Source organism: Paenibacillus sp. P4_A9 (assembly GCF_056402415.1).
Genome location: NZ_JBFUHL010000002.1, coordinates 87,264 through 107,927 on the forward strand (window position 1 = coordinate 87,264; position 20,664 = coordinate 107,927).

At 49.2% G+C, this 20,664-nt stretch carries 17 protein-coding genes; 9 read left to right on the forward strand and 8 right to left on the reverse strand.

The genetic code is table 11. The features are described from left to right. Positions 1-10: 10 nt before the first annotated feature. From AC1DVJ_RS02720 to AC1DVJ_RS02730, 3 genes are all read right to left on the reverse strand, one after another. Positions 11-1,603: a catalase gene (locus AC1DVJ_RS02720; protein WP_477588165.1), complete on the reverse strand. Its 1,593-nt coding sequence runs from the start codon at positions 1,601-1,603 to the stop codon at positions 11-13. Positions 1,604-1,722: 119 nt separating this feature from the next. Next, positions 1,723-2,565: an aldo/keto reductase gene (locus AC1DVJ_RS02725; RefSeq protein WP_477588482.1), complete on the reverse strand. Its 843-nt coding sequence runs from the start codon at positions 2,563-2,565 to the stop codon at positions 1,723-1,725. Between the two features lie 20 nt (positions 2,566-2,585). Next, entirely contained in the window at positions 2,586-3,812 is a 1,227-nt protein-coding gene (locus AC1DVJ_RS02730; RefSeq protein ID WP_477588167.1) for an MFS transporter, read from the reverse strand. Positions 3,813-3,949: 137 nt separating this feature from the next. On the opposite strand from AC1DVJ_RS02730, the gene AC1DVJ_RS02735 reads away from it, so the two are divergent. Next, a complete protein-coding gene (locus AC1DVJ_RS02735) occupies positions 3,950-4,366 on the forward strand; it encodes a winged helix-turn-helix transcriptional regulator (RefSeq protein ID WP_477588169.1) in 417 nt (138 codons plus the stop codon). Further along, a complete protein-coding gene (locus AC1DVJ_RS02740) occupies positions 4,363-4,731 on the forward strand; it encodes a DUF4180 domain-containing protein (RefSeq protein WP_477588170.1) in 369 nt (122 codons plus the stop codon). The genes AC1DVJ_RS02735 and AC1DVJ_RS02740 overlap by 4 nt, the downstream gene beginning before the upstream one ends. Positions 4,732-4,825: 94 nt before the next feature. On the opposite strand, the gene AC1DVJ_RS02745 is transcribed toward AC1DVJ_RS02740, so the two are convergent. Beyond that, a complete protein-coding gene (locus AC1DVJ_RS02745; protein WP_477588171.1) occupies positions 4,826-5,491 on the reverse strand; it encodes an HAD family hydrolase in 666 nt (221 codons plus the stop codon). Between the two features lie 157 nt (positions 5,492-5,648). On the opposite strand from AC1DVJ_RS02745, the gene AC1DVJ_RS02750 reads away from it, so the two are divergent. The 4 genes from AC1DVJ_RS02750 to AC1DVJ_RS02765 all read left to right on the forward strand — a co-directional run bounded on the left by AC1DVJ_RS02750 (position 5,649) and on the right by AC1DVJ_RS02765 (position 10,520). Continuing rightward, entirely contained in the window at positions 5,649-7,433 is a 1,785-nt protein-coding gene (locus AC1DVJ_RS02750) for a methyl-accepting chemotaxis protein (RefSeq protein WP_477588172.1), read from the forward strand. 164 nt (positions 7,434-7,597) lie between these two features. Next, positions 7,598-8,443, forward strand: a complete 846-nt coding sequence (locus tag AC1DVJ_RS02755) for an ABC transporter ATP-binding protein (RefSeq protein WP_477588173.1) — start codon at positions 7,598-7,600, stop codon at positions 8,441-8,443. 183 nt (positions 8,444-8,626) lie between these two features. Next, a complete protein-coding gene (gene rlmN / locus AC1DVJ_RS02760; RefSeq protein WP_477588175.1) occupies positions 8,627-9,709 on the forward strand; it encodes a dual-specificity RNA methyltransferase RlmN in 1,083 nt (360 codons plus the stop codon). 157 nt (positions 9,710-9,866) lie between these two features. After that, positions 9,867-10,520, forward strand: a complete 654-nt coding sequence (locus AC1DVJ_RS02765) for a stalk domain-containing protein (protein ID WP_477588177.1) — start codon at positions 9,867-9,869, stop codon at positions 10,518-10,520. A gap of 84 nt (positions 10,521-10,604) precedes the next feature. Here the strand turns inward: AC1DVJ_RS02765 and AC1DVJ_RS02770 are convergent, their stop codons facing one another. From AC1DVJ_RS02770 to AC1DVJ_RS02780, 3 genes are all read right to left on the reverse strand, one after another. Continuing rightward, complete coding sequence (locus tag AC1DVJ_RS02770) at positions 10,605-11,111, reverse strand: hypothetical protein (RefSeq protein WP_477588484.1); 507 nt, start codon at positions 11,109-11,111, stop codon at positions 10,605-10,607. A 595-nt stretch (positions 11,112-11,706) separates the two neighbouring features. Beyond that, positions 11,707-13,095, reverse strand: coding sequence for a threonine synthase (gene thrC, locus AC1DVJ_RS02775; protein WP_477588179.1), 1,389 nt, complete (start codon positions 13,093-13,095; stop codon positions 11,707-11,709). Positions 13,096-13,242: 147 nt separating this feature from the next. Then, a complete protein-coding gene (locus tag AC1DVJ_RS02780) occupies positions 13,243-14,271 on the reverse strand; it encodes a stalk domain-containing protein (RefSeq protein ID WP_477588180.1) in 1,029 nt (342 codons plus the stop codon). 182 nt (positions 14,272-14,453) lie between these two features. Here AC1DVJ_RS02780 and AC1DVJ_RS02785 point away from each other — a divergent pair, with 182 nt between their 5' ends. Beyond that, a complete protein-coding gene (locus tag AC1DVJ_RS02785) occupies positions 14,454-16,199 on the forward strand; it encodes an ABC transporter ATP-binding protein (RefSeq protein ID WP_477588182.1) in 1,746 nt (581 codons plus the stop codon). 62 nt (positions 16,200-16,261) lie between these two features. Further along, entirely contained in the window at positions 16,262-18,010 is a 1,749-nt protein-coding gene (locus AC1DVJ_RS02790; RefSeq protein ID WP_477588183.1) for an ABC transporter ATP-binding protein, read from the forward strand. A 584-nt stretch (positions 18,011-18,594) separates the two neighbouring features. Here AC1DVJ_RS02790 and AC1DVJ_RS02795 read toward each other — a convergent pair. Continuing rightward, entirely contained in the window at positions 18,595-19,791 is a 1,197-nt protein-coding gene (locus AC1DVJ_RS02795) for an MFS transporter (protein WP_477588485.1), read from the reverse strand. A 326-nt stretch (positions 19,792-20,117) separates the two neighbouring features. Here AC1DVJ_RS02795 and AC1DVJ_RS02800 point away from each other — a divergent pair, with 326 nt between their 5' ends. Then, complete coding sequence (locus AC1DVJ_RS02800; RefSeq protein ID WP_477588184.1) at positions 20,118-20,561, forward strand: MarR family winged helix-turn-helix transcriptional regulator; 444 nt, start codon at positions 20,118-20,120, stop codon at positions 20,559-20,561. The last annotated feature ends 103 nt before the right edge of the window (positions 20,562-20,664 follow it).

Here is a 20,664-nt window from a genome sequence, read left to right on the forward strand (position 1 = left end):
TCCTTCCAATTCAGTAGCCGTCCGTCCGTTGTCCGGCATTCTCCGCGAGCTCAGCTCCCGCCTTCGCTGCTTCAGACCCGAGGTGCTCCATCGAGGCCTTCGCTTGAGCGAGCCCTTCCGACACCCGCCGTCCGTAATCAGCATCTGCCTGCGTAAAATAGCCAATCATGTTCGCCTGTATCACAGGCTTACAGATCTTCAAAGCATCCACCAAATTCGCGATCAACTCATCTCGCTCCGAATCCTCAAACTTGCGGTAGGTATCGCCTGCTTGCCCAAAATCATTCGTTCGGCTAATTTTCTCGCGAACAAGTCGATCATTATACATCGGCTGATGCTCTTTGCCCGAAGGCGCCGCTTCCTGCAACCCGCCGAGTGAGGAGGGCTCGTAATTCACATGTGGATTTTGGCCGGGAGCCTTGTCCACCATCAACGTCATCTGCCCATCCCGCTGATTCGTCGCAACCGACGATTTCGGCGCATTGATCGGCAGCTGCAAATAATTCGTCCCCACGCGATACCTCTGCGTATCCGAGTAGGAGAAGGTCCGTCCCTGCAGCAGCTTATCGTCCGAGAAGTCGAGGCCATCGACGAGAACGCCCGTCCCGAAAGCGGCCTGCTCCACCTCCGCAAAATAATTCTCCGGATTGCGATCCAACACCATTTTGCCTACCTTACGAAAAGGAATCTTCTCATGATCCCACAGCTTCGTCGGATCCAACGGATCGAAATCGAGCTCAGGGTGCTCGTCGTCGCTCAGAATCTGCACACACAACTCCCACTCCGGATAATCCCCGCGTGCGATCGCCTCGTATAAATCCTGCGTGGCATGGCTAATATTTTTGCCCTGAATCGCCTCCGCTTCGGACTGCGTAAGGTTCTTCATCCCTTGCTTTAGCGGCTCCCAGTGGTATTTGACCAGCACCGCATCCCCATTCTGATTGACCCACTTGTACGTGTTGACGCCCGACCCCTGCATTTGCCGATAGTTGGCTGGAATGCCCCAAGGCGAGAAGAGGAAGGTGATCATATGCGTCGCTTCCGGCGTGTTCGAGACGAAATCGAACATTTTCTCCGGGTTTTGCAGGTTCGTGACAGGGTCAGGCTTGAACGCGTGTACCATATCTGGGAATTTCAACGGATCGCGGATAAAAAAGATTTTCAAATTATTGCCGACTAAGTCCCAGTTGCCATCCTCGGTATAAAATTTTGTCGCAAAGCCGCGCGGATCCCGCAGCGTTTCTGGCGAGTACGTGCCGTGCACCACGGTCGAAAAACGAACAAAAACAGGGGTGCGCTTCCCCTTCTCCTGAAAAAGCTTAGCCCGCGTATACGTGGAGACCGGTTCATCGCCTACCATGCCATACGCCTCAAAATACCCGTGAGCCCCCGCGCCGCGCGCATGCACTACCCGCTCTGGAATACGCTCCCGATCAAAATGGGAAATTTTCTCGATATAATGGTAATTTTCGAGCGTCGACGGGCCGCGATTGCCAATCGTGCGGATGTTTTGATTATCCGAAATCGGATGGCCTTGCCGGTTGGTTAGGGTCATATTGCTCGTGTCTGTCGTGGTTTTTTGATCGTTTTTATCGGTACTCATGTTTCTGAAGCAGCCTCCCATCATTAGTTGAAAGTAACTTTTACCAATTGAAGGGAAATTATTCCTCGCATAAAAAGCCCTCAACCCCTTTACGCAGAAAGGAGGCGAGGACTTGTCGCTTAAAAGTCAAAATTGTCCGGATCTGGCCCGACGCGCAAATTCTGATTCATCCCATGGATCGCAGCCATGTCTTCGTTCGTCAACTCAAAATCGAAAATCGAGCCATTTTCGAGAATTCGATGCTCCTTGGTCGATTTCGGAATCGTCACGATACCGCGTTGAAAATCCCAACGCAAGATGATTTGCGCAATGGATTTGCCATGACGTTCAGCCAACGTATTCAATGTCGGATTATCCAAAAGCTGACCCTGCATGAGCGGTGACCAAGCTTCTAATTGAATTCCATGCTGCTTGCAGAAATCGTGCAAGTCCGTTTGAGCGAGGCGAGGGTGAAGCTCCACTTGGTTGACCATTGGTTTAATCGACGCGGTACCCATCACATCCTCTAGATGATGAATCTGAAAATTGCTTACGCCGATCGCTTTGACGCGCCCCTCTTGGTAGAGTGCCTCTAGCGCTCGCCATGCCTCTACGTATTTGCCTTGGACAGGCCAATGAATAAGATAAAGATCCAGATAGTCCAAACCAAGCTTCGCTAAACTTGCTTCATAAGCAGCTAGAGTAGCTTCATAGCCAAGATCGGCATTCCAAACTTTCGACGTTACAAAAAGCTCCTCACGCGAGATGCCGTAGGCCGCCATCCCCTCGCGAATTCCTTGGCCTACGCTAGCCTCATTTCCATAAATCGCCGCGGTATCGATGCTACGGTAGCCAAGCTTCATCGCGGATTTTACAGCCTGCACGACCTCCGGGTCGTCCTCTACCTTAAATACACCAAGCCCCAGCCATGGCATCGCAAAGCCATTATGAAGTGTAGTTACAGCTTGTAGGTTGTTGTTCATCGTATTTTGTAGATTGTTGGTCATTGTGGTATTCCTCCTAAAATGATGGGTTGTGATTGTTTTGTTTGTTGATCTGCTTTTTCGAGATTTCGGCTCCAAACCGTGAGAATGACAGCCCCGAATACCATCATTCCACCCACCCATGTGGTATGAATCAGTCCGATGGAGTCCGTAATGACACCACCTAAGAACGCTCCGCCAGCAATACCAGCGTTGAAAGCGGCAATATTGAAGGCAGATGCCACATCTTTGGCCTCAGGGGCGAATCGCTCAGCGAGCTGAACGACATAGATTTGCAGCCCAGGCACGTTCATAAAAGCGAGTAGTCCCATTGCAAATATCGTGAGTAAGCCTACGGCTTTGAAAGGCGCTGTGAACATAAAGAGAAACAGCACGAGGGATTGTAAAAGAAACATGACGAGCAATGCTTTGCTAACATTGCGGTTGGCTAAGCGGCCTCCGATGATATTGCCGATGGCAATGGCAACCCCATACAGCAGCAGAATCAAAGCTACCGTATGCTCTTTAAACCCTGTAATCTCATGCAGCAACGGAGATAAATACGTAAACACCACGAACGTGCCGCCGTAGCCTAAGGCTGTAATTGAAAAGGCGAGCAGCAGTCGCCCATTCGTGACCAGCTTCAGCTGAGTACCAAGCCGCGTGCGGGTGCCTTTACGCAAATTCGCGGATACCAAGACGAGGTTCGCGATGAGCGCCACCACGCCAATCGCGACAATGGCGAAGAACGCGGCCCGCCAGCCTAGCTGCTGGCCGAGGTACGTGCCGATCGGCACACCGGTTACGGTTGCGACGGTAAGTCCCGAGAACATCAGCGCAATCGCGCTGGCTCTGCGGTTCTCGGGCACGAGATCAGCGGCGATGGTCGAGCCAATCGACATGAAGACGCCATGCGCTAGCGAAGATACGACGCGAGCGATCAATAGAACGACGATGCCACTTGCAGTGGCAGCCAATAGATTACCTGCGATAAACACAAGCATGATCCAGAGCAGCAGCGTTTTGCGTGAAATGGTTGAGGTTAGGGAAGTTAAGATTGGTGCTCCAAATGTAACCCCTAGTGCATACAACGTGACGGTTAAACCCGCACCCGTGATGGATATATGAAGGTCTTCAGCAATGAGCGGAAGCAGTCCGACACTAATAAACTCGGTTGTGCCAATGGCAAAGGCGCTAACCGCGAGGGCAAGCAGCGCCAACGTGTTTCGATTGGTTTCTTGTTTCATAGCATTCACTCCAAACTTGTATGTCCCGGCCGGTAAGTGCTATTATCAAGCATAATAGCTCGAATGAACAGTACGTACTTTTAAGTACGGTAGGTACTTTTTAGTGCCCATAGATAGAATGGGAGGGGAACAATCACATGGCTAAAAAATTGTACAATATTTCTGTAGAAGCCACCCTAGAAGTCATTGGCGGGAAGTGGAAATGTGTCATTCTCTGCCATTTGACCCACGGTAAACGGAGAACGAGTGATCTCAAGCGGCTCATGCCGAGAATCACACAAAAAATGCTGACGCAACAGCTCAGAGAGCTCGAGGATGATGGGATCGTGAAGCGGATTGTGTACAATCAAGTGCCACCGAAGGTGGAGTATGAGCTCAGTGAATATGGCGCTAGCTTGAAGCCGATCTTGGATTCGCTCTGTATGTGGGGGGAAACGCATATCATCAAAGAATATGGAGATAAATTCGCTGTACTTGAGGAAAATGTGTTGAACAAACGGGATGAAGAGGTACTAGCACCTGTAGATATGGAGAGAGAGGTAGAAATGACATGAATACAACGATCAATCAGAAGGGCGATTCCCAGGTAGCTATCGTGGAGAGCACGGATATTCTCATTAGCAACGGCCAAGATGCGCTAGATCTAATGGCATCCGTCCGATATTTGTCAGGGTGCGACAAGTTTATCATTCATCAGTGGAATGTGACCGAGGATTTCTTCGAGCTTAAAACAAAACTCGCTGGCGATGTTCTCCAGAAATACACGAACTATCAGATGAAAATGGCCATCGTCGGCGATTTCGATCAATACGATAGCAAAAGCCTTCGCGACTTCATCTACGAATGTAACCACGGGAAGCAGTTCTTCTTCGTCAAGGACGAGCAAGCCGCGTTAGATGCTTTACATGGTGCGAAGTAGAGGCAGTCGCCTTCAGGCTCCTCTAACCAACAAAAAAGCAGCGCAGGAAGAACTCCTACGCTGCCTTTTTTATTTCCCGAACTGGCACTAATGCTTATTTACCTACAAGGTCGAGCAAAGCGGTCAGAGACAGCTCCTCCAGCGATTGCACGGTACGCGGTTCCCCGTCAAAAGCGAGAAACTTTGTCACCGGGTTGGGCACTGCAAGGTAGTGCATGCCTGCTGCGGCCGCTGCGCGAGCGCCGTTAGGCGAATCCTCGATCGCAATAGCCTCATGCGGTTGTACGCCAAGATCCTTCAGCGCGAGCTCATAAAGCTCGGGATGAGGCTTTACCAAAGCAACATCCTCTGCGGTACGAATCGTTTCAAAATACGAACCGATCCCCAACTGCGCCAGATACTTATCGACCCAAGCTCGCTTGGAGCTGGAGGCTAAGCCAATGCGCAAGCCTAATTCTTGGGCCTCCACTAAATAATCAAGAACACCCGGACGAATGACTTCTTGCGCCATCATCTCGGTATGTCTAGCATGCACACGCTGCCGAAATACTTCCCGATCTAAGGGAATCTTCATTTCTGTAATTAAATATTCATAGGGATCAAACACATGCAAGGACGTTCCTATGCACTTCCCGTACATATCCAAAGTCAGCTCCACCTCATGCTCGAGATAGGCCTCCTTAAACGCCTCGTACCAAGCCGTCTCCGTATCCAGAATCGTGCCGTCAAAATCAAAAATAAGTGCTCGAATCGCTGGCATCGTCCTACAACTCCTTTTCTCAATCATTCTCGAATAAATTCTAAATAAAATAGGGGAAGGGTTTCTAAAAACTTTGTCGAAATCTAGAAGACTAGCCTGTAATACCTATATTTTCCTAACTGCCGTGCTGTACAATTCTGGAGGTGTTTTTGTAATCATGTCACACGCTCAACCACAAGGCAAGCAAGCATCGGTAAGCTTTTTTCGTTCGCTGTCTTTTAAAATTTCCGCCTGGACGGCAACCTGTTATATTCTCCTTTGCGTGCTGCTAACCTTTGTTTCGTATCAACAGCATGGGCGACAAATGTCAGATAACTTGGGCGCGCTTGAAGGTATTTTTCATGCGCCGCTTATGCAGAAAATAGATTACATTGAGAAGGCAAAGATCGAATTGAAGAAAAAACAGGACGCTTACAAATATGAGCCTGCTGTGATGAATGTCCAGGAGGATATGGACCGCGTTTCACAAAGTGAATTGGTTGAGAATGCCTACTTATTTTACCCGGAATGGACAACCTCTGAGGGGGAACCAGCCCTCTTGAACTTGTTATCCAATGCAGAGCTCTATGTTGACGAGAAGCCAGCTGAGCCCTATGTACCGGTACCTGAGCTGAGAGCTGCGCTGGAGGAAGCGGAGAAAACAGGTGTTGGCATTACAGGTACTTACTCAGATTCACTGGGGACATGGGTGAGTGCAGTAAGTGCGATTAGAGATAAGGATGGCAAACTCGTCGCTTTCGCCGGACTTGATTTTGATTATAGTGTTATTCAGGCTCAAATGAACGCATATACCATGCAATCGATATGGATCGGGTTAATCGCCATTGTGATCGGAACTCTCTTCATCATCTTCATCGTACGATTGTATCTGCGTCAGATTAACCCATTGGTTAAGCTTGCACAGGCCGCAGCAACGGGAGATTTATCGGATTCAGCGCTTACGAAAAGCAAAAGCAACGATGAATTGGGATTGTTGGGAAATCATCTAAAAGATATGGTTGGAAACCTTCGTGGACTCATTGTCCAGATCGCACAGGCTGCTCAGCAAGTCTCTGCTGCATCGGAATCACTACAAACCGGTGCTCAGCATACAAGTGAGTCCACAGCCTCTGTCTCGGATATGATGGGGCAGCTCGCTTCGCACTCGGAGCAGCAGCGTCAGGGCACGGAGGAAAGCAGCCATGCCATGAATGAAATGGCCGTGGGGATTCAGCGCGTAGCCGAATCAGCAGGAAATGCCACGGATATTTCTGGCCATGCACGCGCCCATACGAGCGAAGGCAATGCGCGGATGGGGCAAAGCATGCTGCAAATTAGTGAAGCGCTGCGTTCCGTACAGGAGGCTGTACAAGCCATTCAGAGCTTGAAGTCGATGTCCGAGGAGATCGGAGAGATTACGGTCCTCATCACGAATGTAACAAGACAAACGAATTTGCTTGCACTGAATGCCTCGATTGAGGCAGCGAGAGCAGGTGAGCACGGCAAAGGCTTCGTTGTCGTTTCCACGGAAATCCGTAAGCTGGCGGATCAATCCCGACTGGCGACAGAGCGAATTGCTGAACTCGTTGAGCGCGTTCAACAGGAGACAGGATCGGCTGTTATCGCGATGGATCGCGGTCTTGGGGAAGTGGAGGCCATGCAGGCTGTCGTGGAGCAAACAGACGACACCTTCAAGGATCTCTCTAGCACGGTTCAGGAGGTTGTCGATCAGATGACCGATGTATCCGCTGTATCGGAGCAAATGTCAGCAAGCTCGGAAGAGGTTCTAGCTGGCATTGAGGAGATGGCGGAGCTAACTCGGATGACAACGGAGCTTACACAAGCCGTTGCAGTTGCTACGGAGCGCCAGTTGACGACGATATCGGAGGTTGCCAGAACAGCTAACGAATTAAGCGGCATGTCGAATGAGCTTCAATTGGCTGTGGCTCGGTTTAAAGTATAAGTGCAACACGCATGGAAAAAGTAGGGGTGCCCTCGGCTCGGGCATCCTTTTTTGTATGAAAATCMTTGACATTTTAATTGATAATGATTATCATTTTTATTTAATGGATAGAAATTATATAATCATTCAACCCTATATACATATTGGAAAAGGGGATGTTCTTCATGGCAATCGCGACGAGAATATATACCGAACAACTGCATGTTTCTTACGATAAATTGAAAATCATCAACGATTTGAGCATAGAAATTCCAACGGGCAAAATTACCGCTTTAGTCGGTGCCAATGGTTCGGGGAAATCAACGATTTTGAAGGCGATGTCGCGACTATTGAAGCCGACGGAAGGTACCGTGTTCCTTGATGGTCATTCCATTCATCATCAATCGACGAAGGAAATTGCGAAGAAATTAGCGATTTTGCCGCAATCACCATCCGCTCCGGAAGGCATTACAGCCGAAGAATTGGTAGGGTATGGACGTTTTCCACATCAGCGCGGTTTCCAGAAGATGTCTAACGCCGATCGCGAGATCATTAACTGGGCGTTCGAAGTGACCGGGATGACAGCGTTCAAGGATCGTCCGATCGATCATTTGTCAGGCGGGCAGCGTCAACGTGTGTGGATTGCGATGGCTTTAGCACAGCAAACCGACATGCTGTTCTTGGATGAACCGACGACCTATTTAGATATGGCGCATCAGCTAGAAGTCTTGTGTCTGCTCAAAGAAATTAACGAACGTCACAATACGACGATCGTCATGGTTGTGCATGATTTGAATCATGCGACGCGTTATGCGGATCATTTGATCGCGATTAAATCAGGAAATGTCGTCTACGAAGGGTCACCGATGGATATTGTAACGCCGAAGATGCTGCTTGACGTGTTCGCTATTCATGCGGATGTTATTGTGGATCCTAGGGCAGGCGTGCCGCTCTGTATCCCCTATGGCTTGGTATCCGATGACGAAGTCGTGGCCCAAGAGGCATGGGAAGTGGAAGCGGCCATTGTTTAATTTGGCTAGATGAGCCTGTGAAAGAGGTGCCCCCGGATCTGGAGGTGCCTTTTCTTTGTGGAAATGAGGCCCTTCCCTTGTGTTCAGGGAGGATTTTTGGCACAATACTAACTAGAGATGGTATGCTTCGGCTGCTTAGAAGAATTGGACTGCACGTGATAGTCTCGAAAAGAGGATAACGGAATGAATACATCATCCATTTATGGATTAACTTTTGATCAATTAGTCGCTTGGCTCGCCGAAAAAGGCTACAAAAAGTCACGCGCGCTGCAAGTGTGGGATTGGCTGTATCGTAAGCGGGTCGCCTCTTTCGCTGAAATGTCGGATATGAAAGCAGATTGCTTGGCGACGTTAGACGAGCATTTTGCTATACACACCTTGACGGAGCATACGAGACAGGAATCGGCCGATGGCACGATGAAGTTTCTGTTCAAGCTGTCGGACGGCAATTTGATCGAAACGGTACTGATGCGGCATAAATTCGGCTTATCCGTCTGTGTAACGACGCAGGTGGGCTGTAACATTGGATGCAGCTTCTGTGCGAGCGGTTTGTTGGCCAAAAGCCGTGATTTATCCGCTGCGGAAATCGTGGAACAAATTATGAAGGTCCAATTCCATTTGGACACGTTGGGGAAAGATGAACGCGTAAGCCATATTGTTGTGATGGGGATCGGCGAGCCGTTCGATAACTTCGTGAATATGGTCGATTTCATCCGCGTGGTGAAGGATCAGAAGGGGTTGGACATTGCAGCGAGACACATTACGGTATCCACAAGTGGACTCGCTGGGAAGATCAAAGAATTCGCTGACTCCGATTTGAAAGTGAATCTGGCGATTTCTCTGCATGCGCCAACGAACGAGCTTCGTACACGCATCATGAAGATCAACAAAGCAATCCCAATCGAGACATTGATGGAAGCGATCGAGTACTATTTGGAGAAGACGAATCGCCGGATTACGCTTGAATATATTTTGCTCAAAGACGTGAACGATGGTAGGGAGCATGCCCTTCAACTGGCTGAGTTGATTCAGCACATCCGCCAACTGGCGAATGTGAACTTGATTCCGTACAATCCGGTGGATGAGCACAGCCAGTATCAACGGAGCGAGCGGGAATCCGTGCGCGCCTTTTACGATACGCTGAAGAAGCAGGGTATCTCCTGCAGCGTGCGTTTGGAGCACGGGACGGACATTGATGCAGCTTGTGGACAACTGCGAAGTAAACAAATTAAACAATCCACAGGGGATAATGTTGTGGCGGGGTAATAGTAAGGTCTGTGGATGAATGTCATTCGCAGGCTTTTTTGTATACATGGCATGCCTGAACTGGACAACCTCTGCATATAATGAATTAGCGTTGCAACTTTCGTCATCATGATGCGCATCTTGCTTTTCAAGTTCAGGAGAAGGGTAGTGGTCACTTTTGAAGACATGGATCCTTGGTTTGATCTGCGGTGCTGCTTTAACTGGTGTGACAGTTGTCTCTGCTTCAGATATGGTTCATAAAGACAGACAAGTAGCGGTGAATGGGAAATTGCTCAATGCCCAAGTGGAAGTAACTGAGGATGGGACGACAATGACTTCTGCACGAGCTATTGCGGAGGCGCTTGGTGCCAAGGTGGGTTGGAACGAACCCATGAGCACGGTTGAAATTCGTAGTAAAGATGACAACGGCATGGCATTTGCCAATTATGTGTCCTTACTCCTACACGGTAGATACAGCTTAAAGTATGAAGTTATGGGTAAGAACCTAGGGGCCCATTCGGATACGACGGTCGTGTTTTCGGACGGATATGTCGATGTGCCGGATAACACGGATTTTCAGAAGCTGTTTCTCTTATTGCTCGCAGATCAAATGGCTGATCCGCCTAATAAGCGTATCGAGTTCTGGTCCAATAAAGAGCTTGCTCAGGCGTATGTTTCTGGGGAATATCATGAGGATGGGATAGAAGGCTGGTCGGGGCTGAACGCTCGGTTTGGCTTGTTAACGAATGAGGGCGGAAGCTTATCGCTATCGCATATATTGAGTGTGCATGAGCGTGACAGCATCTCAATTGGCAAATACAAGCGTCAATGAAAATAAACGGCCCCGCCGTCTCGGAAATTGAAAAAGCCGTCCCAGCAGTTACACTGCGGGACGGCTTTTGGCATTACCTTGTAATTAGTTTCGACTACGCATTATCATCATCAGGCCGCCAGCTACAATGAGCCCGATGGCGATCATCGAATTGTTATGGAAAAGCGTCCCGAAGATGGAGCCGATGGAGAAGATCGCGAAGAACAGCAGCGACATCACCGACAGAATGTTAATCGGAATGAGCAAATACTTGTTGCGTCCGCCGAACCAATACAGTTCGAACAAGCCGACGGCAACCGCCAGCATAAAACCTGGCCACATGAGATGCCAAATATCGAACAGGGTGGAGATTTGGCACACGATGCCTGCCGTTAGCAGAATACCTCCGGGAACGAGCACACCTGCACCCCGACGTTGCAGAATGAAGAAGTAAAGCCAATGGAAAAACACCCCGACAGGAATGACGAACAGCGTCGGCCAGAAATATTCAAAAATGGTGCCCGAACTGAACGATACATCCCCTTTTAGAAACATAAAAACACCAAGCAAAATCAGGATCGGCCCGAGAAAAGCGCTACGATTCATATTCATATTCAATTTGTTCACTCCTACTGTTTGGATTCATTACTCTTAGAATACCATGACAGGGTACAAGTGTCCTCCGACTATAGGGAAGGACGAAGATCGGTCTTAGGACTGATTTGTTAAACCCCTCTGCTGGGGGTAGTGGGTTGATAGGAAGCTAACTCAAACTCGAAAATTAACTACCTAATATCCATCTAGTTGATCAAATTTGCTCATTGGCGCTAGATTAGATGTAGTTTTTCCAGTAAATCCAATTTCAATTTACTTAAGTTCCTGAAGTGTGCTGATTGTATGCTCGGACGGGGGAGTAGGTAGGTTGGGGATGGTTGGAGGAGTTTAGCCAGGTAATGCAGGTGTATTAGCTGGAGAAGAAGGAGTTGGAGAGACGGTAATGCAAGTGGAGTAGATGAACTAGCAGAAGTAGCAGAACTAGGGAAGAGGAAGAGGAAGTGTAAGAGGAGTAATAGGAGGAGTAGAAGTTGGAGCTGCAGTAGCATAGGTTTGAGAGGGGGACGTAGGATCCCCGCACGCCAAAAAGCCTTCCCTCCACAATGTGGAAGGAAGGCTCCTACAAAGGGGCAGAAGCCCCCATAACTGCTTACTAGAAAAACTTCACGAGCTCATCCTTGATCGCGTCGTTCGAACCGCCAACCACCTTCTGGAACTGTGGTTTGTCGAACAGCGCTTGGATTTGCTCCGGATACGTCTGAGCAATACCGCGCAAGCGAATCGACTCATCGAACTTCGCCGGATGCGCGGTGGACAAGGACACTGTCACCTCGCCAGGAACGGCGAGCTTATCCGCAGCGGCGACACCGCATGCAGTGTGCGGATCGAGCAGGTACTCGTACTTCGCGTGATAGGCGCTGATCGTGTCGAGACACTCCTCGTTCTTCACGCCATACGCGGCGAAGTCAGCTTGCACGGCTTGCAGCTTGTCGGCAGGAATAACCACGCGTCCTTCGGCCTTGAACTGCTCCATGATCGCGTTCACAGCCCCAGCATCTTCGCCGTATAGATAGAACAAGTAACGCTCGAAGTTGCTTGCGACTTGAATGTCCATAGACGGGCTGTAGGTGCCGCGGAATTCGCCTGGTTGATATACACCCTCTTGCACGAAGTGCTCAAGAATATTGTTTTCATTTGTAGCAAGAATGAGCTTATTGATCGGAAGCCCCATTTTCTGAGCCAGGTAGCCAGCAAAAATATCACCAAAGTTACCCGTCGGCACGCTGAAATTCACCTTCGCAGCTTGTTGCTCTTGTGGTAATTGGAAGTAAGCGTAGAAATAATACACGGTTTGCGCCAAAATACGGGCAATGTTGATCGAGTTAATCGCGCGCAAATGGTAACGGTGCTTGAACTCTACATCAGCAAAAAGCTCTTTAATAATGCGTTGGCAATCATCGAAGGTTCCTTCAACGGAAAGATTCAACACATTCGCATCATTGACGGTTGTCATTTGCAATTCTTGTACCTTGCTCACCTTCTGGTGCGGATGCAGGATACAGATGCGGATGCCTTCTTTGCCGCGAACGCCTTCAATCGCAGAAGCGCCAGTGTCACCGGAGGTAGCTCCGAGGATGTGGATGATGGAATTCGTTTTGCGTGAAACGTACGAATACAGATTACCAAGGAATTGCAGGGCAATATCCTTGAAAGCAAATGTAGGGCCGTGGAACAATTCGAGCACGTAGGTGCCATCGTTCAGGCGCTTAACCGGCGTTACAGCCTCATCACGGAATGTGGCGTAGCTTTCATCAACGAGCTGCTTCAGCTCATCGCGTGGAATTTCGTTGTTCACATAAAGCGAGAAGATTTCAAGGGCTAGCTCTGAATAGGAGAGCTTCGACCAGCTTTGAAGCGTGTCAGCGGATAGCTGCGGGATGTTTTTCGGTACGAGCAGACCGCCGTCATTGGCCAATCCCATCAGGATCGCATCGATAAAGCCGATGGGTTCTACTTTGCCGCGAGTGCTAATGTATTCCATATGAGTCCCCTTATACGATTGAATTTTCAGTTATTGTATCAAAAAACAGAACATTTGGACAGTGCACATCCATCAGGGCTGCTCGCTCCTTAGAAACAAAAAGAACCCTCCCTAAGGGAAGGTTCTGAAAGTTCGGTTAACGTAAGCCTACTCTTCCGGTTCAGCTACAACGATTTTCCAAGCGCTGCTGATTGGCGGCAAGCTTTTGGTCATCGCAGGGCCGTAAAACCCGATGATATTCGTGCCTTTAACCAGCGCGGATTTGTCTACAGGCTCACCTTTGCCGTCTACGATAGCTGTGTCAGCGCTAACTGTAAGAACAACCTCACCCGGAGAATCTTCGGTAAGCCCTTGACCTTTGACCAGAAGTCCGCCATCTTCGCGAACAGCTTCAATCACACCCGCTGTACCTATCGAACCCTTGTGAACCGCTGTGTCAAGCACAGTGATGTTGGAAGCGGACGTTTGCGGCGGCAAGCTAAGTGTCATCGCCATAGAATGCTCTGCCGTGATCGTTAATCCAACGTGAAGATCTGCAAGCGTCAGCTTCGTGCCATCAAGCATTTGGTAGGTCGTGTCCGGGCTCACGTTGAGAACGATACCGCCCGTGCCCGTGTCTTGAATGTGAATCTGAGTGTTAACGCCTGTCGTGTTAATGGAAGTTATGACGCCAGTCGATTGCACCTTCTTGGCCTCCTCTTTCATCGAGATCGTAACGGAACTGCCTTCTGTTACGACAGAGCCGTGAAGGACTTTAGTAACGAAAGAAGCGGGCACATACAGCTTGCTGTTCACCAATTCAGGTGCCGTGCCGAGCTGTGTCAACATTTTATTAATCGTATAGCGATCTTCGCCGGTTTTCACGGTTGTAAAAAGGTTGCCCTTCGTCAAATCGACAGTATATGTTTCTGGGATCCACGTTAATGTAAATCCAAGGCTTTCACTCACAGCACGTAAGGGAATCATCGGCTCAGCGGCGCCGGATTTCACATAGCCCATCTCGGTTGCTTCTCCATTCACTTGAACGGTAACATCAAGCTGGGTCTTCACAGGCTGGATCTGAATCGTGTTCATAATGGGAACGACTGCTTCAGGGGCAGCTGCATAAGCTGCTCCCGTTGTCAGCATGCTGGATAGGGAGAGGAGAGCGAGCGTTTTTTTCATCATCGGTTTCATGGTTGTGTACGTCCTTCCTGTATGTAAATTATGGTGGGTGTTCTGATTCTCTAACGAAAGGGTTCGTGAGAAGGTTGCAGACAAGCCGAAAGTTTCATTTTAAACAACATCGGGTGTGGACTTCACTTGGTTGAAACTATAGAATCAATGTGTTGACTGGAAATTTGGAAAAAGAGGTGGAAATGTTGTCTTTTGTTATGAAGCTGCGATGGTTTTTTAAAGAGAGATGGAAGTATTATGTACTCGCGGTCTCTCTGCTGATCGGTGTCCAATTATTGGCGACTATCCCCCCTAAAATGATAGGAAATACCATTGACCATATTCGTACTGGGAATTTAACAGCTTCGGAGCTTCATCAAACGGTCTTATTGCTCGTTGGACTTTCGCTGCTTCTGTATGGGATGACCTTTGTGTGGATCACGAGCCTATTTGGTAACTCGGCCTTAGTGGAGAAGCTGCTGCGAGGGAGGTTGCTGGCGCATTTGTCGAAAATGTCACCGGCGTTCTTCCAACGCAATTCAACGGGTCAGCTCATGGCATTGGCGACGAATGATATTCTAGCCATCGGTCAAACCTCGGGATACGGGGTTATGACACTCGTCTCTACCTTTGTTGGCGCGTCGGTCGTGATCATAACGATGGTGTCGCTCATCTCCTTCAAATTAATGCTTGCGGCGCTAATTCCGTTGCCTTTTCTGGCCGTTGTCATTAATCTGCTAGGCAAAAAGGTGAGAGTACGCTTCCTTGCGGCTCAGGCCTCCTTCGGTGTGATGAATGATCATGTGCTAGAATCGATCTCAGGCATTCGTGTTATTCGCTCCTATGTGCAAGAAGCGCAGGATTTGAAAGCATTCGATGACGTCACCTCCGATGTGATGAACAAAAATCGCCGCGTCTCGATGCTCAATGCGCTATTTCAGCCGCTAACCTCGTTGATCGTTGGCTTAAGCTACTCGATTGGCATCGGATATGGCTCTTATCTCATGTTTCATGATGAAATCACGCTCGGTCAGCTGATTTCGTTCAATATTTACCTCGGTATGCTGATCTGGCCGATGATTTCCTTCGGTGAGTTTATTAACGTCCTGCAGCGCGGAAGCGCGTCGGCGGATCGTTTGGATAAGGCGTTGTCACAGAAGGCCGATATAGTTGATACGGAAACGCCAATTCCTGTAGCTGTTCCTGAACGCATCGAGATGAAGGAGTTAACCTTCACCTACCCGACAGCCAATCATGCAAGCCTCGTCAATGTCTCTTTCCAGCTGGAGAGGGGACAAACGCTAGGCATTGTTGGCCGAACCGGAAGCGGCAAAAGCACGCTGCTTAAGCAACTGCTCCGCCAATACCCGATCGAGCCGAGCAAGTTGTACATTTCGGACGTTCCTATCGAGCAAATCGCCATCGATCAAATCAAGCGTTGGGTCGCTTATGTGCCGCAGGAGCATCTGCTGCTGTCCAAGTCGATTCGCGACAATGTCGCGCTAGGCAAGCATACGGCTTCGCCAGAAGAGATCGCACATGCCGTGGAGATGGCTTCTTTTACCCAAGATATCGCTCAAATGCCAGAAGGCTTAGCAACCATTGTCGGTGAGAACGGCGTCATGCTGTCCGGCGGACAGAAGCAGCGTTTGGCGATTGCACGGGCCTTGCTGATTGATTCCGAAGTTTTGCTGCTGGATGACTCCCTCTCGGCGGTAGATGCGCGGACAGAAAGTCGCATTCTTCAGCATATCCGCCAAGAACGTGCGGGCCGCACGACGCTGATTTCCACACATCGTTTATCTGCTGTTAGCCATGCCAACTGGATACTCGTCCTCGATGAAGGCAGAGTGATTGAGGAAGGCAACCATGAAGAGCTTATGTTGTTCGGCGGCTGGTATCGCCAGCAGTGGGATCGCCAACAGATGGAAGCCAGTCTCGAAGATTGAGAACTTAGCCCATGCTTACGAAGATAGTTTTACCAAAGTAAAACTTTTAGGAGGACGACGGATTGTCTAAACCGACTACGGCCAGGCGGCTGATTTCCTACGCACTCGTCTACAAGTTCAGAATTCTCGGTGCGCTGCTCATTCTTTGCTGTTCAGTAGCTGCAGATCTGGGCGGGCCTTTTATAACCAAAACCATTATTGATCAGCATCTCTCGGGTGGTGCGCGCGAAATTGCGCCCGTTCTTAAGCTGCTTGGCCTCTACATGGGTTTACTGTTAACAGCTGGTCTATGTAATTATTCGCAAGCTTACATTTTACAATCCACTGCACTGCAAATTATCAAAAATATGCGGATGGATCTCATGCAGCATATCCAGCGCATCTCGCTGCGGTATTTCGATAACACGCCGATTGGGCAAGTTGTTTCGCGTATTGCGAATGATACGGAGGCCGTACGTGATCTCTTCATGAGCTTCATGGCGACTTTCATTGTCAGCATCATGCAGCTCATTGGGATTTACGTCGCGCTTTTCTTATTGGATTGGCATCTTGCGGTGTTTTGCTTGGCGCTGCCGCCGATCTTCGTTGTGATTATGTACATTCATTTGAAATATTCGAAAATCTTCATCACCATCATGCGCGCTAGACTCAGTGATATGAATGCAATGATTAACGAATCCATCGTCGTGATGCCGATTATCCAAGCTTTTCGCCGTGAAAAGGTCACGTTGGAGGAATTTGAAGTCCTGAACAAGGATCGCTATGTGAATCAGGTGAAGCAGTTCCGTATTTATGCGCTTTCCACGCGGAATATCGTAGGTACGATTGGCAGCCTAGTGACAGCGATGGTGATTTGGTATTTTGGCGGAAAATCCTTGGAAACCGCAATCTCCTTCGGGGTGTTCTACGCGTTTATCGATTATTTGGGACGGGTATTTCATCCGATCATTGGGATTTTCGATCAGTTGACGAATGCGCAGCGGGCTTTTGTATCTGCTGAGAAGGTATTTGCGATCCTTGACATGGAAGGTCAAGAGGTCGAGAAGGTTGGCCACGTGCAACGCCCAGAGGGCATTGTGAAGTTCGATAATGTCACCTTTGCTTATAAAGAAGGGGAAAATGTATTGAAGGGGATTTCGTTTGAGGCGCGAAAAGGGGAAACGATCGCCCTAGTCGGGCATACCGGCTCAGGCAAAAGCTCCATATTGAACCTGTTGCTCGGCTTCTACGAGCCGAATGAGGGCTTGATTACGATTGATGGCCGTGACATCCGAGGGATGTCGAAGCAGGCGTTGCGTAAGCATATGGGGATCGTGCTGCAGGATCCATTTCTGTTCGTGGGGGACATCAAGTTCAACGTCAGCTTGTACAACAAGGATATCTCGTTGGACCGAGTGAAGGCTGCGCTGCGTGATGTCGGGGCAGCTGGCTTTATCGAGCAGCTGCCGAACGGCTACGACGAGCAGGTCGTGGAGCGGGGAAGCACGCTGTCCTCCGGTCAGCGGCAGTTGATCTCGTTCGCGCGAGCGCTGGCGTTCGATCCGTCGATCCTGATCCTCGATGAGGCGACAGCCTCCATCGACAGTGAGACGGAAGGTCTCATCCAGCAAGCGCTGAAGGTTGTCAGCGAGGGGCGGACGACGCTTATCATCGCGCATCGGTTGTCTACGATCCGCGATGCGGATCAAATTCTTGTGCTGCATCGCGGCGAGATCGCCGAGCGGGGCAATCATGAGACGCTCATGGCGCTAGGCGGGCGCTACGCGAAAATGTACCAACTGCAGAAGGGTGCTTCGGCAGTTGTAGGGTAAGGAAAGGCGCTTCCTCGGGTGATGAGGGAGCGCCTTATTGTTATTTTGGGGCGATGGCTACCGGAACCCAGACCCCATCGCCGGTTATGCTCGGATCGAGCGGGAACAAACCCGACCTCCACACTCCCCCCCGCTGTCCAGTTTAACTGGAAAACCTCCATCTATTTTCGCCGAAAAGGACCGAAATAGCTGATTAGCTGGAAAAAGTACAGTTAAAATAACCAAAATCGGCCATATCAGCGATATCTGGCGAAATTAACTTCAGGAAATCCAGTTATTTTATCAGGAGCGGGTAAAGTTGCAGAATTAACTGTACATTTTACAGTTAAACTTGCGGATTGCGGGTCGTGAGACGACGGATAGGAAGGAGCAAGGGGGCAGGCAGAGTAGGAGTAGAGAGTAAGAGCAAATTTAAGCGTAAGAGTGAGAGTGTGTGCATCAATCCCACGCCGTAGCTACTAAACTATTAATTTGTTTAAAACCAGTATCCCCTCAACAGTCCACAACTCCACCACTAGCCCTCTCTAGCTCAACAGTGCACAACGCACACCATCAAGCTATCCCTGCCTTAGTGTTTTCATAAGCTAGTACTTCAACTTCTGCTCCCGCAGGTAACTCCATAGCATCAAAACACACCCCGCCGCGGTCAATCCCGCGCCGATCCACGGCAAAGACGATAGGCCGGTGTGGGTAATCGCCCAGCCACCGAGAAAGGCACCGCCAGCATTGCCGAGATTCAACGCAGAATGAGTCCCGGTTGCCGCCAGCTCTGGCGCCTCTTTGGCTAGATTCATGATGCGAATCTGCAGCCCAGGCAAAATCCCAAAAGAAGCAATCCCCCATATAAATATGGTGATAATCGCTGCAATCGGGAACTGATCCGTGTACGCGAATACGGCTAGAATGAGTGCTAAAGCGGCAAAGTTGCCGATCAGGGACGGCATGAGCTTCCAGTCAGCGAGTTTTCCGCCTACGATGTTGCCAAGCGTCACGCCAAAGCCGAACAAGATGAGAATCCACGTCACGCTGCTTTCTTTGAAGCCTGTGATGTTGATAAGAATTGGCGCGATGTAGGTAAATACAGCAAACAAGCTGCTGCACCCTAACGCACCGAGCAGAAATACGAGCAATAATCGCGGCTGCAATAGAGAGCGAACCTGCCGCACGAGGCTGCTATTCGTTTTCTGTGTAATCTGTGGAATGAAGATGAGAATACCAATGAATGATATGATCCCCATGATGACAACCGAGCCGAACGACGCCCGCCAACCGAAATGTTGACCGATGTACGTACCAAGCGGCACGCCAAGGATATTGGCAATGGTCAACCCAGCCATCATGACCGAAATGGCGCTCGCTCTTTTATCGGGTCGAACCAAGTTCGCCGCGATGACGGAGCCGACACCGAAGAAGGTCCCGTGCGCCAAGGCTGTAATTAACCGTGCCACGAGCACAATCCCATAGCTTGGAGCTACCGCCGCTAAGCCATTGCCTAGGATGAAGATCAGCATCAGCATGAGAAGGAGGCGCTTTTGCGGCAGCTTGTGGGTCAACATAGCTAGAATTGGAGCACCGAAGGCGACGCCTAGCGCGTAACCCGTGATCAATTGCCCCGCTTGCGAAATGCTAACATTCAAGTCATCGGCCACATTGGGCAGAATCCCCATAATAACGAACTCAGTCATACCGATGGCGAAGGCGCCAACCGTTAGAGAGAAAAGGGAAATAGGGAACCGTTCTTTCTCGGCCACTGTCCCTTGTAGAACTTGTGAAGTGTTCATAGCAGCATAAACCAACCTTTCTTCCCACATAGGAAAATATAAGTTTTCGGTATCCGAAAACAGTTTCCTATTGGCGATAAAATCTACCTCTAAACGCGGTCGCTCATCTTTGAATGGCCTCGATAGAGATTTTCTTACCATTCTTAAAGGCTTAATCATACCATGCGTACTAGCGAACAAGGTGTGACAGTCCGTGTATCTTTTTGCCATAAGTAAGGAAACCAGAGCTAGGGTACAATATTCGATATACCCATTGACATTTATCTTTAAATAAAGTATCTTTAAATTAAGATAAATAAAACGAACAAGAAGCGAGGGGAAGCAACATGAGCGAAACGAGAAATGATTCTCTAGATCTGTACATCGCCCTTTCCAGAGCGAGTGAGTGGGTGAATGCCCACGCGGATCGAGATATTCGCAAGCATGGACTGAACCGAACGGAGTTTGGTGTACTGGAGCTGCTTTACCACAAGGGAGCGCAGGCCATTCAACAAATTGGCAGCAAGGTATTGATGAGTAGTGGAAACATCACCTATGTGGTTGATAAACTGGTCAAGAAGGAATACGTAACGCGCAACACGTCAACGGAAGATCGCAGATTGATTTTTGCTGAAATTACCGACAAAGGGAAACAATTTATAGAGGATGTATTTCCGAAGCACGCTGTCGTGATCGAAAGCGCCGTTGCGGGGTTGACCGATGAAGAGAAGAAGCTTGCAAGTCAGCTTTTGAAGAAGCTTGGCAAATATGCGCAAGAGGGATTCAAGTAGAGAGTCATCCGAATTCTTCTTTATGCGATTCTTCATTCTCGACATAACTCATAACATCACACGTAAACTATCTTAAAATAAAGATTCTTAATTATGAAGGAGT

What these genes read in the sequence shown, in the direction of transcription:
- AC1DVJ_RS02720 (WP_477588165.1), bottom strand. Translation starts at nt 1,603, where the DNA reads ATGAGTACCGATAAAAACGATCAAAAAACCACGACAGACACGAGCAAT.
- AC1DVJ_RS02725 (WP_477588482.1), bottom strand. Translation starts at nt 2,565, where the DNA reads ATGAACAACAACCTACAAGCTGTAACTACACTTCATAATGGCTTTGCG.
- AC1DVJ_RS02730 (WP_477588167.1), bottom strand. Translation starts at nt 3,812, where the DNA reads ATGAAACAAGAAACCAATCGAAACACGTTGGCGCTGCTTGCCCTCGCG.
- AC1DVJ_RS02735 (WP_477588169.1), top strand. Translation starts at nt 3,950, where the DNA reads ATGGCTAAAAAATTGTACAATATTTCTGTAGAAGCCACCCTAGAAGTC.
- AC1DVJ_RS02740 (WP_477588170.1), top strand. Translation starts at nt 4,363, where the DNA reads ATGAATACAACGATCAATCAGAAGGGCGATTCCCAGGTAGCTATCGTG.
- AC1DVJ_RS02745 (WP_477588171.1), bottom strand. Translation starts at nt 5,491, where the DNA reads ATGCCAGCGATTCGAGCACTTATTTTTGATTTTGACGGCACGATTCTG.
- AC1DVJ_RS02750 (WP_477588172.1), top strand. Translation starts at nt 5,649, where the DNA reads ATGTCACACGCTCAACCACAAGGCAAGCAAGCATCGGTAAGCTTTTTT.
- AC1DVJ_RS02755 (WP_477588173.1), top strand. Translation starts at nt 7,598, where the DNA reads ATGGCAATCGCGACGAGAATATATACCGAACAACTGCATGTTTCTTAC.
- rlmN (WP_477588175.1), top strand. Translation starts at nt 8,627, where the DNA reads ATGAATACATCATCCATTTATGGATTAACTTTTGATCAATTAGTCGCT.
- AC1DVJ_RS02770 (WP_477588484.1), bottom strand. Translation starts at nt 11,111, where the DNA reads ATGAATATGAATCGTAGCGCTTTTCTCGGGCCGATCCTGATTTTGCTT.
- thrC (WP_477588179.1), bottom strand. Translation starts at nt 13,095, where the DNA reads ATGGAATACATTAGCACTCGCGGCAAAGTAGAACCCATCGGCTTTATC.
- AC1DVJ_RS02780 (WP_477588180.1), bottom strand. Translation starts at nt 14,271, where the DNA reads ATGAAACCGATGATGAAAAAAACGCTCGCTCTCCTCTCCCTATCCAGC.
- AC1DVJ_RS02785 (WP_477588182.1), top strand. Translation starts at nt 14,454, where the DNA reads ATGTTGTCTTTTGTTATGAAGCTGCGATGGTTTTTTAAAGAGAGATGG.
- AC1DVJ_RS02795 (WP_477588485.1), bottom strand. Translation starts at nt 19,791, where the DNA reads ATGAACACTTCACAAGTTCTACAAGGGACAGTGGCCGAGAAAGAACGG.
- AC1DVJ_RS02800 (WP_477588184.1), top strand. Translation starts at nt 20,118, where the DNA reads ATGAGCGAAACGAGAAATGATTCTCTAGATCTGTACATCGCCCTTTCC.